Annotated in this window: 14 protein-coding genes, 1 pseudogene and 1 riboswitch; of the genes and pseudogenes, 7 read left to right on the top strand and 8 right to left on the bottom strand. The window is 58.8% G+C overall.

What is annotated here, in order from left to right:
* Positions 1-105 precede the first annotated feature (105 nt).
* The 5 genes from PH547_RS03935 to PH547_RS03955 all read right to left on the bottom strand — a co-directional run bounded on the left by PH547_RS03935 (position 106) and on the right by PH547_RS03955 (position 6,787).
* Positions 106-1,254, bottom strand: a complete 1,149-nt coding sequence (locus PH547_RS03935; protein ID WP_283051061.1) for an iron-containing alcohol dehydrogenase — start codon at positions 1,252-1,254, stop codon at positions 106-108.
* Positions 1,251-2,636, bottom strand: a complete 1,386-nt coding sequence (locus PH547_RS03940) for an aldehyde dehydrogenase family protein (RefSeq protein ID WP_283051063.1) — start codon at positions 2,634-2,636, stop codon at positions 1,251-1,253. Before PH547_RS03940 ends, PH547_RS03935 begins: the two co-directional genes overlap by 4 nt.
* Before the next feature lie 161 nt (positions 2,637-2,797).
* On the bottom strand, positions 2,798-4,168 hold the full coding sequence (locus PH547_RS03945; RefSeq protein WP_285167458.1) for a glutamine synthetase family protein: 1,371 nt from the start codon (positions 4,166-4,168) through the stop codon (positions 2,798-2,800).
* A gap of 149 nt (positions 4,169-4,317) precedes the next feature.
* Positions 4,318-5,889: an amino acid permease gene (locus PH547_RS03950; protein ID WP_104823599.1), complete on the bottom strand. Its 1,572-nt coding sequence runs from the start codon at positions 5,887-5,889 to the stop codon at positions 4,318-4,320.
* Between the two features lie 130 nt (positions 5,890-6,019).
* A complete protein-coding gene (locus PH547_RS03955; protein ID WP_104823600.1) occupies positions 6,020-6,787 on the bottom strand; it encodes an N-formylglutamate amidohydrolase in 768 nt (255 codons plus the stop codon).
* A 179-nt stretch (positions 6,788-6,966) separates the two neighbouring features.
* On the opposite strand from PH547_RS03955, the gene PH547_RS03960 reads away from it, so the two are divergent.
* The 7 genes and pseudogenes from PH547_RS03960 to PH547_RS03990 all read left to right on the top strand — a co-directional run bounded on the left by PH547_RS03960 (position 6,967) and on the right by PH547_RS03990 (position 13,163).
* A complete protein-coding gene (locus tag PH547_RS03960) occupies positions 6,967-7,839 on the top strand; it encodes a MurR/RpiR family transcriptional regulator (protein WP_104823601.1) in 873 nt (290 codons plus the stop codon).
* Between the two features lie 184 nt (positions 7,840-8,023).
* Positions 8,024-9,127, top strand: coding sequence for an ABC transporter substrate-binding protein (locus PH547_RS03965; protein ID WP_104823602.1), 1,104 nt, complete (start codon positions 8,024-8,026; stop codon positions 9,125-9,127).
* Between the two features lie 71 nt (positions 9,128-9,198).
* Positions 9,199-10,092 carry an ABC transporter permease gene (locus PH547_RS03970; protein ID WP_104823603.1) on the top strand — a complete coding sequence of 298 codons (894 nt, stop codon included), beginning with the start codon at positions 9,199-9,201 and terminating at the stop codon, positions 10,090-10,092.
* Entirely contained in the window at positions 10,089-10,877 is a 789-nt protein-coding gene (locus PH547_RS03975) for an ABC transporter permease (protein WP_104823604.1), read from the top strand. The genes PH547_RS03970 and PH547_RS03975 overlap by 4 nt, the downstream gene beginning before the upstream one ends.
* A gap of 11 nt (positions 10,878-10,888) precedes the next feature.
* Positions 10,889-11,950 carry an ABC transporter ATP-binding protein gene (locus PH547_RS03980; RefSeq protein WP_104823605.1) on the top strand — a complete coding sequence of 354 codons (1,062 nt, stop codon included), beginning with the start codon at positions 10,889-10,891 and terminating at the stop codon, positions 11,948-11,950.
* Positions 11,951-12,040: 90 nt separating this feature from the next.
* Positions 12,041-12,188, top strand: a riboswitch (FMN riboswitch).
* 90 nt (positions 12,189-12,278) lie between these two features.
* Positions 12,279-12,755, top strand: coding sequence for a 6,7-dimethyl-8-ribityllumazine synthase (locus PH547_RS03985; protein WP_104823606.1), 477 nt, complete (start codon positions 12,279-12,281; stop codon positions 12,753-12,755).
* Between the two features lie 57 nt (positions 12,756-12,812).
* Positions 12,813-13,163 (top strand): annotated as a pseudogene (locus PH547_RS03990) (VOC family protein).
* Between the two features lie 5 nt (positions 13,164-13,168).
* Here PH547_RS03990 and phnF read toward each other — a convergent pair.
* From phnF to PH547_RS04005, 3 genes are all read right to left on the bottom strand, one after another.
* A complete protein-coding gene (phnF, locus tag PH547_RS03995; RefSeq protein WP_104823607.1) occupies positions 13,169-13,897 on the bottom strand; it encodes a phosphonate metabolism transcriptional regulator PhnF in 729 nt (242 codons plus the stop codon).
* 1 nt (position 13,898) lies between these two features.
* Positions 13,899-14,585 carry a class I SAM-dependent methyltransferase gene (locus tag PH547_RS04000; protein ID WP_104823608.1) on the bottom strand — a complete coding sequence of 229 codons (687 nt, stop codon included), beginning with the start codon at positions 14,583-14,585 and terminating at the stop codon, positions 13,899-13,901.
* 163 nt (positions 14,586-14,748) lie between these two features.
* Positions 14,749-15,753 (bottom strand): ABC transporter ATP-binding protein, encoded by a 1,005-nt coding sequence (locus PH547_RS04005; protein ID WP_104823609.1) that lies wholly within the window; start codon positions 15,751-15,753, stop codon positions 14,749-14,751.
* Between the last annotated feature and the right edge of the window lies 1 nt (position 15,754).

Genomic DNA, 15,754 nt, shown 5'->3' on the forward strand with positions numbered 1-15,754 from the left:
CGCCACTTGCCGGTGAAGATTGCGATCGTCAACCTGCCATATAGGCACAAAAAATCGTGCCGCAATCATCTCGCGGCACGACTGAAAATTAAAGCCGACATTGCCTTAGAAGCAGTCGTGGAACAGCGCCTTGGTGTTCTCCAGCGTCATCGGCACCGGATTGCCGCCGGCGCTTGGATCTTCGATCGCCATGGCCGAAAGCTCGTCGATGCGATCGGGCGCAATGCCCATAGCCGAGAGGCTTTCCGGAACGCCGAGTTCGGCCCGCAGCTTCAACACATAGTCATAGAAACCGTCGAAACCGCCGGAAATGCCGAGATAGGCGGCAGCACGGGCGATCTTTTCTTCGATGGCCTTGCGGTTGAAGCGCAGGACGGACGGCATAACCACGGCATTGGTCATGCCGTGATGCGTGTTGTAGACGGCGCCGATGGGATGCGACAGCGCGTGAATGGCGCCTAGCCCTTTCTGGAAGGCGACAGCGCCCATGGCAGCGGCGCTCATCATATTGGCGCGGGCTTCGAGGTCGGTACCTTCCCGATAGGCGCGCGGCAGGAATTCCTTGACGAGCCGCATGCCTTCCAGCGCGATGCCGGCCGACATCGGATGATAGAACGGCGAGGAATAGGCTTCCAGGCAATGGGCGAAGGCATCCATGCCGGTGCCGGCAGTGATGATCTTCGGCATGCCGACGGTCAGTTCCGGATCGGAGATCACGACGCCCGGCAGGAACTTCGGATGGAAGATGATCTTCTTCACATGCGTTACAGAATTGGTGATGACGCTGGCGCGGCCGACCTCAGAGCCGGTGCCGGCGGTCGTTGGAACAGCGACGATCGGAGCAATGCCCTCGACATTGGCGCGGGTCCACCAGTCGCCGATGTCCTCGAAATCCCAGACCGGTCGTGTCTGGCCAGCCATGAAGGCAACGCATTTGCCGAGATCGAGGCCCGAGCCGCCACCGAAGGCGACGACGCCATCATGACCGCCATCCTTGAAGGCCCTGACGCCGGCCTCAAGGTTCTTCTCGTTCGGGTTCGGATCGACGTCGGCGAAGATGGCACGGCCGAGGCCGGCGTCTTCCAGAATATCCAGCGCCGTCTTGGTGATCGCCATCGAGGCGAGCCCTCGGTCGGTGATCAGGAGCGGCTTCTTGATCCCCAGGCTTTTGCAGGCATCCGCCAGTTCCGTGATCCGGCCGCGGCCGAGCTTGACGGCGGTGGGATAGCTCCAATTGGCTGAGATATTGCTCATGCTGTTACCTTCTTCAAATGGTAGGATTTCGGGCGCGTCAGGTTATGGAAACCGAGCACGGAGAGCGAGCCGCCACGACCTGTTTCCTTGACGCCGGTCCAGCACAGTGCCGGATCGAGATAGTCGGCGCGGTTCATGAAGACGGTGCCGGTTTCGATATCGCGGCCGATGCGCGAAGCGCGCTCGACTTCCTTGGTCCAGAGCGACGCTGTCAAGCCGTAAGGGCTGTCATTCATCAATTCCAGCGCTTCCGCATCGCTCTTCACCTTCATGATGCCGACGGCGGGGCCGAAGGTCTCTTCGCGCATAAAGGCCATGGAATGATTGACATCGACGAGTATCTGCGGCGCGAGATAGGCGCCGCCGTCATCGGCCGGGAAAAGCTTGGGGTCGACCAGCGCCCTGGCGCCCTTGGCGACGGCATCGGCGATCTGCTCGCGGACCACCTTGGCGAAACGCTTGTTCGCCATCGGGCCAAGCGTAGTTTCCGGCTCCAGCGGATTGCCGAGCTTGTAGTTCGACACCCAGGCGACCGACTTCTCGACGAAGGCGTCGTAAAGCGATTCATGCACATAGATTCGCTCGATGCCGCAGCAGCATTGGCCGGAATTGTAGGTGGCACCATCCATCAGCGTGTCGACGGCCGCCTCGAGGTCGGCATCTTCCATGACATAGCCCGGATCCTTGCCGCCAAGTTCGAGGCCAAGACTGGTGAAGGTGCCGGCGGCAGCACGTTCGATCGATCGTCCGCCTTCGACCGAACCGGTGAAGTTGACAAAGTTGAAGCTGCCGGCGGCGATCAGCGCCGACGTCGTTTCATGATCGAGGAAGACATTCTGGAAGACATCAGCAGGAATGCCGGCCTCGACGAAAGCCTGAACCAGCCGCTCGCCGACCAGCAGCGTCTGGCTGGCATGTTTCAGAACAACGGTATTGCCGGCCATCAGCGCTGGGGCGATCGTGTTGATCGCGGTCATGTAGGGATAGTTCCATGGCGCGATGACGAACACGACGCCATGCGGTTCGCGCTCGATACGACGGGCGAAATTCGCGCTGTCTTCCACCACCATCGGCGACAGCGCATCGGCTGCGATCGACGCCACATAATTCGAGCGCTCGTTGAAGCCGCGATATTCGCCGCCGTATTTGATCGGGCGGCCCATCTGCCATGCGAGCTCCGGCACGACGACATCGGCCATTTCGTTGAGGCGCGCAGCACCCTTCAGCACCAGTTGAACGCGGTCTTCCAGCGGGCGGCGCGCCCAGTCCTTCTGAGCCTTGCGGGCGCGGGCGACCGCTTCCTTGGCCGCATCCAGCGACAGCGCCGGACGCTCCGCATAAATCTCCCCATTTACCGGGGACACGCATGTGATCATGGTCATGATCGAAATCCTGTTTCTATAGTCACGAATATGGTCTCGGCTGATCGCCGAGAAACTACCCCAAGAGCTTACATCGCCGAAAGAAGCGATTTACCGCAGCCACCTTCCCTGCCCGCGCCTGACGACGAAAATCGGGCGGAAATCAAAAATCACAGGAAGGCTTACGCTCTTTCGAATCCTCTCGCCACCTCCCAGTCGGTGATGCGGCGATCATATTCCTCCTGCTCCCATTCGGCAGCACGGGTGTAGTGATCGATGACATCGTCGCCGAAAGCGGCGCGCAGCATCTGAGAGCCGCTCAGCGCCACCGCAGCGTCCCGCAGCGTGCGCGGAATTTCGCGAACCTCGCGGGCACCATAGGCGTCCCCCACGAAGGGTGCCTCTAGTTCAAGCTTGTTCTCGATGCCATCCAGGCCGGCGGCAATCAGCGCCGCAAAAGCGAGATAGGGATTGAGGTCGGAGCCGCCGACGCGGCATTCGATGCGGATTCCCTTGGTCTCGGCGCCGCAGAGACGATAGCCCGCCGTGCGGTTGTCGGTGCTCCAGATCGCCTTGGTCGGCGCAAAGGTGCCGGCGACAAAACGCTTGTAGGAATTGATATAGGGCGCGAGGAAATAGGTGATCTCGCTGGCATGCGTCAAAAGGCCGGCGACATAATGCTTCATCAGCGGCGTCATGCCATGTTCTTGTTCCTTGTCGAAGAACAGCGGCGTCTTGCCGTCAGCGCTCCATAGCGACTGATGAATATGCGACGAGCTGCCGGCGGAATTATAGTTCCACTTCGCCAGGAAGGTGATGGCCTTGCCCTTCGACCAGGCGATCTCCTTGCAGCCATTTTTGATGATTGCATGGCGATCCGCCATGGTCAGCGCATCGGCATAGCGGACGTTGATTTCCTCCTGCCCCGCCGAAGCCTCCCCCTTGGAATTTTCGACCGGAATGTCGGCTCCCTGCAGGCCAGTGCGGATCGCCCGCATCACCCCTTCTTCCTTGGTGGTCTGGAAGATGTGGTAGTCTTCATTATAGCCGCTGGCGAGATGCAGGTTGCGATAGCCGGATTCACGGGCGCTGTCATAGCTCTGATCGAACAGGAAGAATTCCAGTTCGGATGCCATGAAGGCCTTCATGCCCATTGCTTCAAGCCGCCTGACCTGCTTCTTCAGGATGGCGCGCGGCGAATGCGCCACCTCTTCATGGGTGTGATGATCGAGCACGTCGCAAAGCACCAGCGCCGTGCCCTCAAGCCAGGGAATGCGGCGAAGCGTGGCGAGATCGGGCTTCATCGTATAGTCGCCGTAGCCCTTTTCCCAGCTCGTCGACTTGTAACCCGAGACGGTCTCCATCTCGAGGTCGGTCGCCTGGAGATAGTTGCAGCTATGCGTTTCCTTCCAGGCGCTCTCGACGAAGAATTCCGCCTGGAAACGTTTGCCCATCAAGCGACCCTGCATGTCCACCTGACATGCCAAAACCGTATCGATGCGCCCCTCGGCCACATCTTTCTTGAGGTCGTCGAACGTATAGCTAGTGCTCATGAGTGATCCGCCTGAACAATGAATTGGGGTGTCGGACAACAAAACGGCGGCTCGTAGCTGGGAGCAACCCGGCGCCGTGCGTTTCGTTTATACCGGTGAAGGGGCCGCACGCAGGCGGCCCCGCCGTTCGAGAAATGCAGCTCCGATGCTTAGCTTTCGCCGACGGCCGCTTCTGCCGCTGCGATTTCGGCCTTGCGCTTGGCGATCGCGTCGCCGATCGGCGGTCCCTTGAAGCGGCGCCGCTCGAAGCCGAACCAGACGATCGCGGTCAGGACAAAGAAGCCGACGGTGATGATGCCTGCCCAGTCATTCGGCGGCTGAATGCCGAGAACAAAGATCACGATCATCGCGATGATAGACAGCACGGCAAAAAGCTTGAACAACCCTTCGCCGAGGTTCCACGGGCCCATCTTGTCCCACTTCGACGTACCCCAGGCGAACAGACCGAGCGTGATCGGGATCGCGAAGGAGAAGAAGAGGAAGATGACGGTGCACGAAACGACGATGGTATAAACCGGTGTATCGCCGATCGACACCAGCGACGAACCCCAGACGAACAGCACCGAAAGAATCGAGCCGGTCCAGATCGCGGAAACCGGCGTGCGGTGTGTCGGGCTGACCTTGGAAAGTGCCTTCGATGCAGGAAGACCGCCGTCACGCGAGAACGCGAAGATCATGCGCGATACAGAGGTGACCGTTGCAAGGCCGCACAGCCACTGGCTGATGAAGATCAGGAGATACAGGATATCCTTGACGATGGGGTTCACTTGAGCATCCATCGCCCAGAAGAACACGTTCCAGCCCTGCTTTGCGGCGTCGTCCATATTCGGGATCATCAGAACGAATGCACACAGCATGATATAGCCGAACAAGGCCGACCAAAGCACGGAGGCTACCATGCCGCGCGGAACGGAATGCGCTGCCTTGACCGTTTCCTCCGATGTATGCGCCGAGGCGTCGTAGCCGGTGATCGTGTAGATCGGCAGCAGGAGGCCGAGCGCAAAGACCCAGAAGGTGGAAACCTGCGGCCAGACCGGTGCTCCGGTTGCCGAACCATCGGCGGCAATCGTTGCCACACCCGAGTAATTCGTGAAGGTGAACAACCGCGCGAAATCATAGGATGGTGCGGCGATCAGGCACACGACCGCAAGTGCGATCGAGGTTGCGAAGATCAGATAGCCGGAGAAGTCGGTGAGCTTCGCGGTCAGCCCGATACCCATATGGTTCACGAGCGCCTGAAGGCCGGTAATGACCACCAGGAACACGATACGAACCAATGTCGTATCGACCATACCGAAATAGCCGCCGAAAGCACCGATGAAGAAATAATAGGTGCCGACATTGATGGCGCCGAGAACGGTGACGAGGCCGAGCAGGTTAAACCATGCAGTCAGCCAGCCGGTGAAACGGTTGCCGAGGATCGAGCCCCAGTGATAAAGCCCGCCCGCAGTCGGATAAGCGGAGCTGATCTGCGCCATCGCCACGGCAAAGACCAGCGAAATGAAGCATCCGACCGGCCAGCCGATGCCGATCGCGGCACCGCCTGCGCCAGAAGTCGCTTGGGCGAGCGAATTGATGCCGCCCGAAAGAATGCAAATGATGGAAAAGGATACGGCAAAGTTCGAGAAAGAACTCATGCGCCGTTCCAACTCCTGGGCATAGCCCATGGAGTGCAGAATATGCACGTCCTGCTTCTTGTCCAACTCTGTGTAATCAGACATGTATGTCATTCCCCCTAAAACCCGGTCGCCCACGGAATTGCGGGCCACCATTGTGCCACTTGCGCCGCTGGCTTTTTGCCATGCGGCCCGATCGCAGTTGAACTGCTCCCCGGGGTCTTTTCTTCTATGCTCAGGCTTCCAGACTGCTCTGGATAAGCCCTGTTAGATAGTCGGCCACGACCCCTTGGCCGACGTCATCTCGGATGAGGTCGTTGCGGACCTCGATCATAACGTTATGCAAACCGTTGGCGAGCCCATGCAGTTTAAGCGTATGGGTGACGCCATCTTCTGGCCCGTAAGGCTCGTTGCGCTCGGTGCGGTAGAGCGGCGCCTCTGCAGCAGCATCGAGCATGCGATCCGCCAGCCAGCGGTCTTCATCGTGCAGAATGCCGAGCTCCACCGCCCGCTGCCTGCCATTGTAAACAGGCGTGAAGCTGTGAACCGTGACGATCACGGTGTTTTGTTCCCTCGCCGCCCTCTCTTTCAGGAGCGCGCGAATGCGGTCATGGAACGGTATATAAAGAGCGTTCGTGCGCGCTTGCCGGTCGGAGGTTTGCAGGTCCTGGTTACCGGGGATCGTGTAGATCTCGCTAACCTCCGGCATCGCGCCCGCGCTTTCGGGCGGACGGTTGCAGTCGTAAATCAGCCGCGAGAAGCGTTGATAAACCAGCGTAGCATCGAGGCTGCCGGACATCTTCGTGGCGACCGCTAGCGCACCCGGATCCCAGGCGATGTGGCTGGACAGCGCTTCGGTCGAAAGGCCCAGATCGCCGAAATATTTGGGCAACGTGCGTGAAGCATGTTCGCAGATGATGAAAACCGCGCTTTTTCCGTCCGGCCGTTCGACCGCGACGCAATCGCCATCCGCTTCCGTCAGAATGCCTTGCGCGGCATGCATCAAAGGCGCCCTACCCTCTTAATAAAATCTTTATAAGAAAAGAATTCTTCAGGTTTCGGCGACTGTCAACTGGAAACTGAAATTATTTCTTCATTTGTGACATTGACTCGAAATGTGACAGCGTAGTTATATTCCTTCCAGGAGACCGGCATAAGACCGTCCCGGGGAGCAAAAATAGAGTGAGCAATGCGTCGAAAACAGTTTCGGACGTAATCAATGCCCAATTCGACGCGCTGACGCGCGCCGAAAAGCAGCTCGCCAAGAGCCTGCTCGACAACTACCCGGTTTCGGGGTTGGGCAGCATTACGACAGTTGCCGAAAATGCGCGGGTTTCCACGCCGACAGTGGCGCGCATGGTGCAGAAACTCGGCTTCAAGGGTTACCCGGACTTTCAGTCCCGCCTCCATCAGGAAGTCGAGGCGACCATCTCGAATCCGCTCACCAAACACGACCGCTGGGCGTCCAATGCTCCCGGCACGCACATCCTTAACCGCTTTGCTGACGCCATTATGGGCAATCTCCGCCAGACCCTGACGGATATCGATGCAGCCACCTTCGATAACGTCGCTGCGCTGCTGTCAGAGCACAAACGCGGGCTTTATTTCGTCGGTGGACGCATCACCGGCGCGCTTGCCGAATATTTCTTTACCCATATGCAGGTCATCCGCCCGAACACGACCTTGCTCTCCTCCAACTCCAGTTCCTGGCCGCAATATGTTTTGAACATGAATCCCGGCGATCTGCTGGTGATCTTCGATATCAGACGTTACGAGCAGGAAATAGTCAGCCTCGCCGCCGCCGCCCGGCGTTGCGGAGCCGAGATCATCGTCTTCACCGACCAATGGGCGACCCCTGCCGTCAAATATGCAAAGCACACATTCCGCGTGCAGATCGAAGCGCCTTCGGCCTGGGATTCCTCCGTCGTCACCCTTTTCATCGTCGAAGCGCTGATCGAAGCCATACAAAGCTCGACCTGGGACGAGACGAGTGAGCGCATGAAAACGCTTGAAGGCCTGTTCGAACAAACAAGGCTGTTCCGCAAGCTAGGTTAGCAGGGAGGAAAGTATAAAGTTACAACCTAAGGATCGGCTAGCAAGACAGGCCTGTCATCGTTAGCGAATAAAAGTAAATCTCCGATGTTCAGGAAGCGCAACCCATTGAAATCCGTCACACAACCTTCATGCAACGTCATTAACAGCAACGCCAGACACTGAAAACCCAAAAGGAGGAATACCAGTGACCTCGAAAATTCATCGTCTTCTGACGCTCTCCACTGCAATGCTCGTCGCCACGACCGCCATTGCTGCTGCTGAACCGAGCGCAGACCTTATCGCTGCCGCCAAGAAGGAAGGCACGCTGACCACCATCGCCCTGCCCCACAACTGGTGCGGTTATGGCGACCTCATCGCTGCTTTCAAGGCGAAGTACAGCATCGATGTCAACGAACTGAACCCGGACGCCGGGTCGGGCGATGAAGTTGAAGCAATCCGCGCCAACAAGGGCAACACCGGCCCGCAGGCTCCCGACGTAATCGACGTTGGTCTCTCCTTCGGCCCGACCGCCAAGAAGGACGGCCTGCTGCAGCCTTACAAGGTCTCCACCTGGGACTCGATTCCGGACAGCGCCAAGGATGCCGACGGCTTCTGGTATGGCGACTACTACGGCGTTCTCTCCTTCGTCACCAACAAAGACGTCGTGAAGAACCCGCCGAAGGACTGGGCTGACCTGCAGAAGCCGGAATACGCCAACACCGTATCGCTCGCTGGCGACCCGCGCACCTCCAACCAGGCCGTACAGGCCGTTTACGCCGCTGGCCTGGCTGCCGGCGAAAAGGATGCCGCCAAGGTCGGCGCTGCTGGTCTCGACTACTTCGCAAAGCTGAACAAGGCTGGCAACTTCGTTCCGGTCATCGGCAAGTCCGCTTCGCTCGCTCAGGGCGCAACCCCGATCGTCGTCGCCTGGGACTACAACGGCCTCGCATGGCGCGACAGCCTGAACGGCAACCCGCCGGTTGACGTTACAGTTCCGGCTTCGGGCGTTGTCGCTGGCGTTTACGTTCAGGCGATCTCGGCTTTCGCTCCGCACCCGAACGCTGCCAAGCTCTGGATGGAATTCCTCTATTCCGACGAAGGCCAGATCGGCTGGCTGAAGGGCTATTGCCACCCGATCCGCTTCAACGACCTGGCGAAGAACAAGAAGGTTCCGCAGGAACTTCTCGACAAGCTGCCGCCGGCAGCAGCCTATGAAAAGGCCGTTTTCCCGACGCTCGATGAACAGGCTGCCGGCAAGACCGCCATCACTACCAAGTGGGATTCTGTCGTCGGTTCGAACGTACAGTAATTTCAGCTAATATGACCTCCCCGCTTCGGCGGGGAGGTTTTCCTTTTTTGACGCCGCGGAATGGGCCAATCATGAGCATCGTCACGACATCAACGATCAGTACCGCCCCCATGATCAATAAGCGCGTGGTTGTCGATTGGCTGGGCATTGCGCCCTTCCTGATCTTCGCGCTTCTGTTTCTCATACTCCCAACGATCTATCTGGTCGCAGGTGCGTTTCTGACGCCCGACGGCAGCCTAACGTTGAAGAACATCGGCGATCTTTTCACAAAATCCATCTTGGACTCGTACTGGATCAGCATCAGAGTGTCTGTCGCCTCGGCGCTCGGCGGCGCACTAATCGGCTTTTATCTGGCCTGGGCCCTGGTCATGGGTGGACTTCCGGCCTGGGTGCGCCATGCCTTCCTGACTTTTTCCGGCGTCGCTTCAAATTTCGCCGGTGTGCCTCTGGCTTTTGCATTCATCGCCACGATCGGTCGCCTGGGCCTCGTCACGCTGCTGCTGAAAAACTGGCTTGGCTTCGACATTTTTCATGCAGGCTTCAATCTCTACAGCTTCGTCGGCCTGACGATCACCTACATGTACTTCCAGATTCCGCTGATGGTTCTGATCATCACGCCAGCCCTGGACGGTATGAAGAAGGAATGGCGCGAGGCGGCCTCGATCCTTGGGGCGACCAATGGGCAGTATTGGCTGATGGTGGCACTCCCCATCCTGTGGCCGAGCCTGCTTGGCACGACGCTGCTGCTGTTCGCCAATGCCTTCGGCGCCATTGCGACCGCAATCGCCCTGACTGGCAGCTCGCTGAACATCATACCGATCCAGCTCTATGCCCAGATCCGCGGCGACGTGCTGCATAACGCCAACCTCGGCTATGCGATGGCTCTCGGCATGATCGTCATCACCGGCATTTCCAACGTCATCTACATCATCATGCGCATGCGCGCAGAACGGTGGCAGAAATGAAGCTGCAAAAATTCTTCGCCTGGATCGCGGTCGTCATCGGCGCCTTCTATTTCATCGTTCCGCTTATCGGCACGCTGGAATTCTCGCTGCGCATGCGCCGCGATGCCTATAGTTTCGATGCCTATGCATCGGTCTTTTCCGATGCGCACTTCCTTTATGCGTTCGGCTATTCCATGCTCATGGCCGCGCTGACCATTGTCGTCGGCATGCTGCTCGTTGTCCCGACGGCCTATTGGGTGCGGCTTCGCTTGCCACAGTTACGCCCGGTCGTCGAATTCATTACGCTGATGCCGCTGGTCATTCCTGCGATCGTGATCGTCTTCGGCTACCTGCGTCTCTACAATTCATCGTCGATCCTGCCGCTGACGGGCTTCGAGCAATCGACGAACTTTCTGCTCGTCTGCTCCTATATTGTCTTGGCGCTCCCCTATATGTATCGTTCGGTGGATACGGCGATGCGCACGATCGATGTAGGTACCCTGACGGAAGCCGCAGAAAGCCTCGGCGCGAAGTGGACCACCATCATGTTCCGCTGCATTTTTCCCAATGTCATGAGCGGCGTTCTGTCTGGCGCCTTCATCACGCTGGCGATCGTCATGGGCGAATTCACCATGGCTTCGCTGCTCAATCGTCCGGCCTTCGGCCCCTATATGCAGCTCGTCGGCGCCAATCAGGCCTATCAGTCTTCGGCGCTGGCGATCATCGCACTCGCTGTGACCTGGCTCAGCATGGGCCTTCTCCAGCTCGTTTCCCGTTTCTCCAGATCCGCTCCGATTAAGGCGTGAGGCTTCACACCATGGCTTTTCTCGAACTTACCAACATCAAGAAGTCCTTCGGCGAAACCAAGGTCGTTCATGACTTCACCATGCATATCGAGAAAGGAGAATTCGTCTCCTTCCTCGGACCGTCCGGCTGCGGCAAGACGACCGTTCTGCGCATGATCGCCGGTTTCGAAACGCCGACCGCCGGCATGCTGACGATCAACGGCAAAGATCAGCGTCCCCTGAAGCCGAACCAGCGCAACATCGGCATGGTGTTCCAGGCTTACGCACTGTTTCCGAACATGACCGTGCATGACAACGTCGCCTTCGGCCTCAAGGTCGCCGGCGTTGCCAAGCCTGACATCGACAAGCGCGTCAAGGAAATGCTCGGCCTGATCAAGCTTGATCATCTTGCCGGTCGTTATCCGTTCCAAATGTCCGGCGGCCAGCAGCAGCGCGTGGCGCTCGCCCGCGCCATCGCCGTGAAGCCGCAGGTCCTCCTGCTCGACGAACCGCTCTCGGCGCTTGATGCCAAGATCCGCGTATCGCTGCGTGAAGAAATTCGCGCCATCCAGCAGCAGCTCGGCATCACCACCGTTTTCGTGACGCATGACCAGGAAGAAGCTCTGTCGATCTCCGATCGCATCGTCGTCATGAACGCCGGCCGCGCCGACCAGATCGGCACGCCCTTCGAAATCTACAACACGCCGGCCACCCGCTTCGTCGCCTCCTTCGTCGGCACGCTGAACCTCATCGAAGGCAAGGTCGTCGATCCGGACAGCAACCGCATCATGATCGGCGATCAGGGTGTGACACTGAAGCAGTCGGTCACCGCCTACAAGCCCGGCGACACCGTATCGCTGGCGCTGCGCCCAGAAGCCGGCTCGCTGGCAGAATCGGCGAAGGGCGACACTGCTCTGACCGGCGAAGTCTCCTCGGCCCACTTCCTGGGTTCGGTCATCCGCACGCGCATGAATGTCGGCGGCAACACCATTTCCTTCGACATGTTCAACAGCCCCGGAATGATGCCTCCGAGCGTCGGCGAGAAAGTCACGCTACGCTTCGCCTCCTCCGATCTGCTGGTCATCCAGGATTGATAAGCAGCGCAATTGGACAGATTTTTCGCACGCGCCGGGCAAATCGCCCGGCGTTTTTCTTTGATTTCTGTTGCACCGCAATTATAGTCCAGGCGTTCTCAGGGCGGGGTGCAATTCCCCACCGGCGGTATGGAGGCTGATCTCCGAGCCCGCGAGCGCCTTCCGGTTCGCTGGAAGGGTCAGCAGATCCGGTGAGAGGCCGGAGCCGACGGTATAGTCCGGATGGAAGAGAGCAAGCCGGGTCGACGGCTCCTTCGCGCAAGGGGCTTCTGCGGCCTTGCGTGTTCGCCCAAGGGATATTGAGTTAAACCCTTGAAAGGCAGAGTTCATGACCATTTCCATTTCTACGCAGCCGGGCCGCATAGCGTTGATCCGGGCACGCTGGCATGCCGATATCGTCGATCAGTGCGTCGATGCCTTCATCGCCGAATGGCAGAAGACCGAAGGCGCCTCCCCCATCGACATTTTCGATGTACCCGGCGCCCTGGAAATCCCGTTGCATGCGCAGACGCTCGCCCGCAACGGCCGCTATAGCGCCATCATCGCGACCGCTTTCGTCGTCGACGGCGGCATCTATCGCCACGACTTCGTTGCCGACACCGTTCTCGATGCAATGATGCGCGTGCAATTGGATACCGGCGTTCCGATTCTTTCGACCGTGCTGACGCCGCATCATTTCCAGGAGACGGAAGCGCATATTCATTTCTTCAAGCAGCATTTCGTCATCAAGGGTCAGGAAGTGGCAAATGCCTGCCGGCAGATCCTCAGCGAACGCGCCAAGCTGCTGCCATCGGTGACTGTCTGAGTTAAGATGGTGGAGGCGGCAAAGGCCCGCCTCCATTCCTCCGGCAAGGAGCATCGCATGACCGTCCTGCGAATTGTCCCCAATCTGCATGCGGCCGATCCCGCCAGCGCTCGCGCCTTCTATGGCGACCTGCTCGGCTTGGATATCGTTATGGACCACGGCTGGATCATCACCTTTGCCTCGAAGGCGCAGACTGTGCCGCAGATCAGCATAGCCAGCGAAGGCGGCTCAGGCGCGACCGTGCCCGATCTTTCGATTGAGGTCGACGATGTCGATCAGGTCTATCAGCGCGCCCGGTCGATGCAGCTCGACATCGTCTACGATCTGAACGACGAACCCTGGTGAGTCCGGCGTTTCTACGTCCGCGATCCCTTCGGCAAGATCGTGAATATTCTGTCCCATCGATAGGCCGTTCATCCCAAATCGACGTTGAAGGTCACCCGCTCCGCCGACCATAAAGTCTCGGAATAGGTAATGGGCGCACCATCGTTATCGACATCCACTTTGAGAACGACCAATACCGGTGTTGACTTCGGCTGCCGCAACAACCGCGCCTCCTCGGCATTCGGCATGCGCGCCTCAATCTCGGTCGATAGGCGCACATAGTCGTGGACGCCGTAGCTCGCGAGTGCTGCGGTAATGGTCTGATATTGCAGCCTCGCCTTGTCGAAATCCGGAAATCGGTCAGCCGGATAGTAGGTGTCGCCAAGTTCGACGGGCACTCCATCCGCCGTCATGACACCGCGGCGATGGATGACCGGCGCGCCAAGCGCAAGCCTCAGCCGCGCCGCGACAAGCTCGGATGCCGGGACGACCTCGTGGATCAATAATTCGCCGCCAGGCTCGAAACCTTGCTCGATCAAATTCTGGGAGAACCGCGTCTTCTTCGAGAGCCTATAGTCGAGAGCCCCTCTGTGAACGAAGGTCCCTCGCCCCTGCTCCGCGCGCACCAATCCCCGCTGCTCCAAATGGCCGAGCGCCTGGCGGACAGTGAAACGGCTAACACCGAAACGTTGCATGAGTTCAGGTTCGGTCGGCAATTTGGCGCCCGGAGCAAAGGTCCCGGTGGCGATATCCGCCGCCAGGATTTCGCCGATCTGATGCCAGAGAGCACTGCCGCTCTTGCGATCGATCGTTTCCATATCAGATGCGCTTTTCGAGCCGGAACAGGAGCTTGTATTCAGCAGGATAGCTCAGCGCGTCGAGAATGCTCGGATAATATTTGCGATCCTTCGATCCGCTGACGAAGCCGCTATAGCCGAAACGCCGAACGGAAACATCGAAGCCGGCGGCTGCGAAGGCATCGATATAGTCCTGCGGAGAGCGATCCTGCACCGGCGCATTGCTGTTGCCGCCGATCAATTCGCGCCACTTCGGCCAAAGCGGCATTTCGTTGTGGCAACCGGTGACGGCGTAATAGACACCGCCATTGCGCATGACCTCGAACATCTGCTCGGCATGCCGCTTCAACTCCGGCAGCAGGTAAACGACCTCATAGCTGAATGCGACATCGAAGCTATCGGCAAAAGGCGAAAGATCGGTGGTGACTTGAAACTGCAGCGGCATGTTGCCCTTGGCCGCCACAGCCGCCGCAACCGATTCCGAAGCAATGTCGATGCCGACGCCGCGACGGAACGGCCGCATCGCATGAAGCAGCCGCAGAAAGCCGCCGCGATTGCAGCCAAAATCCAGCACCGTTTTCGACGAAAAATCCCGCTCTGGCACGCTCTCGATGAAATGCCGCCAATAGGGGCTGTGCGATTCCGCCATCGCAATGTCACCATTCGGTTCGGTATGCCAAGTTGCATAAGTGGTTGCTGCATTTGTCATGATGCGCTCGCTGTTGGTGTTGACTGAGCGAGTGATAGCGCACCTCTGTGACAGGCACATGAATTCGTCCGGACGACTGGATCACTTTAGGGCCAATCGCTGGACAAATAAAAAGAAGGCCCTGCCAAAGCAGAGCCCTCTTCAATATGCCAAATGCCGACGCCTAAGCGCGAATGGCCTGATCGTTTGCGTCGAAGCGATGCATATGTCTGGTCTCCGGCGTCGCATAGACCGTTTCGTCCGGCTCGTATTTGTGTTCGCCGAAGAGGCGCGCGGTCAGAAGGCCGGTTTGCTCGGATTCGAGATAGATGATCGTATCGGCGCCGAGATGTTCGACATGGATGACCTTGGCGGCCCAGGTGCCGTGGTCGCGCGACAAAGTGATATGCTCCGGACGGATGCCGATGGTCTTGGCACCGCTCTGCTCGAGCTTCTCCGCCGGAATGAAGTTCATCTGCGGCGAACCGATGAAGCCGGCGACGAAGATGTTCGCGGGCCGGTTATAGAGCTCCATCGGCGAACCGATCTGCTCGATCGCGCCGGCGTTCATCACGACGATCTTGTCGGCCAGCGTCATGGCTTCGACCTGATCGTGGGTGACATAGATCATCGTTGCCTTCAGGCTGCGATGCAGGCGGGCGATTTCAAGCCGGGTCTGAACGCGCAATGCCGCATCGAGGTTCGACAGCGGCTCGTCGAATAGAAAAAGCTCCGGTTCGCGCACGATGGCGCGGCCAATGGCGACGCGCTGACGTTGGCCGCCGGAGAGTTCGGCGGGACGACGGGCGAGATAGGGGGCGAGAGAAAGCATGCTCGACGCCTTCTCCACACGACCTTCGATCTCATCCTTGGCGGTGCCAGCCTGCTTCAGGCCGAGGCCCATATTATCTTTCACCGTCAGATGCGGATAGAGCGCATAGGACTGGAACACCATGGAAATGCCGCGCTTGGCGGGCGGCGTAACCGTCACATCCTTGCCATTGATCAAAACCGCGCCCGAGGTTACGTCCTCCAGGCCGGCGATGCTGCGCAGAAGAGTCGACTTACCGCAACCGGAAGGGCCGACGAAAATGACGAACTCGCCATCCTTCACCTCGAGGTCGATGCCCTTCAGCACATCATGCGTACCATAGGCCTTGCGAATGGATTTCAGTTGAAGCGATCCCACA

The sequence above is a fragment of the Rhizobium cerradonense genome, assembly GCF_030182455.1.
Lineage (GTDB): Bacteria > Pseudomonadota > Alphaproteobacteria > Rhizobiales > Rhizobiaceae > Rhizobium.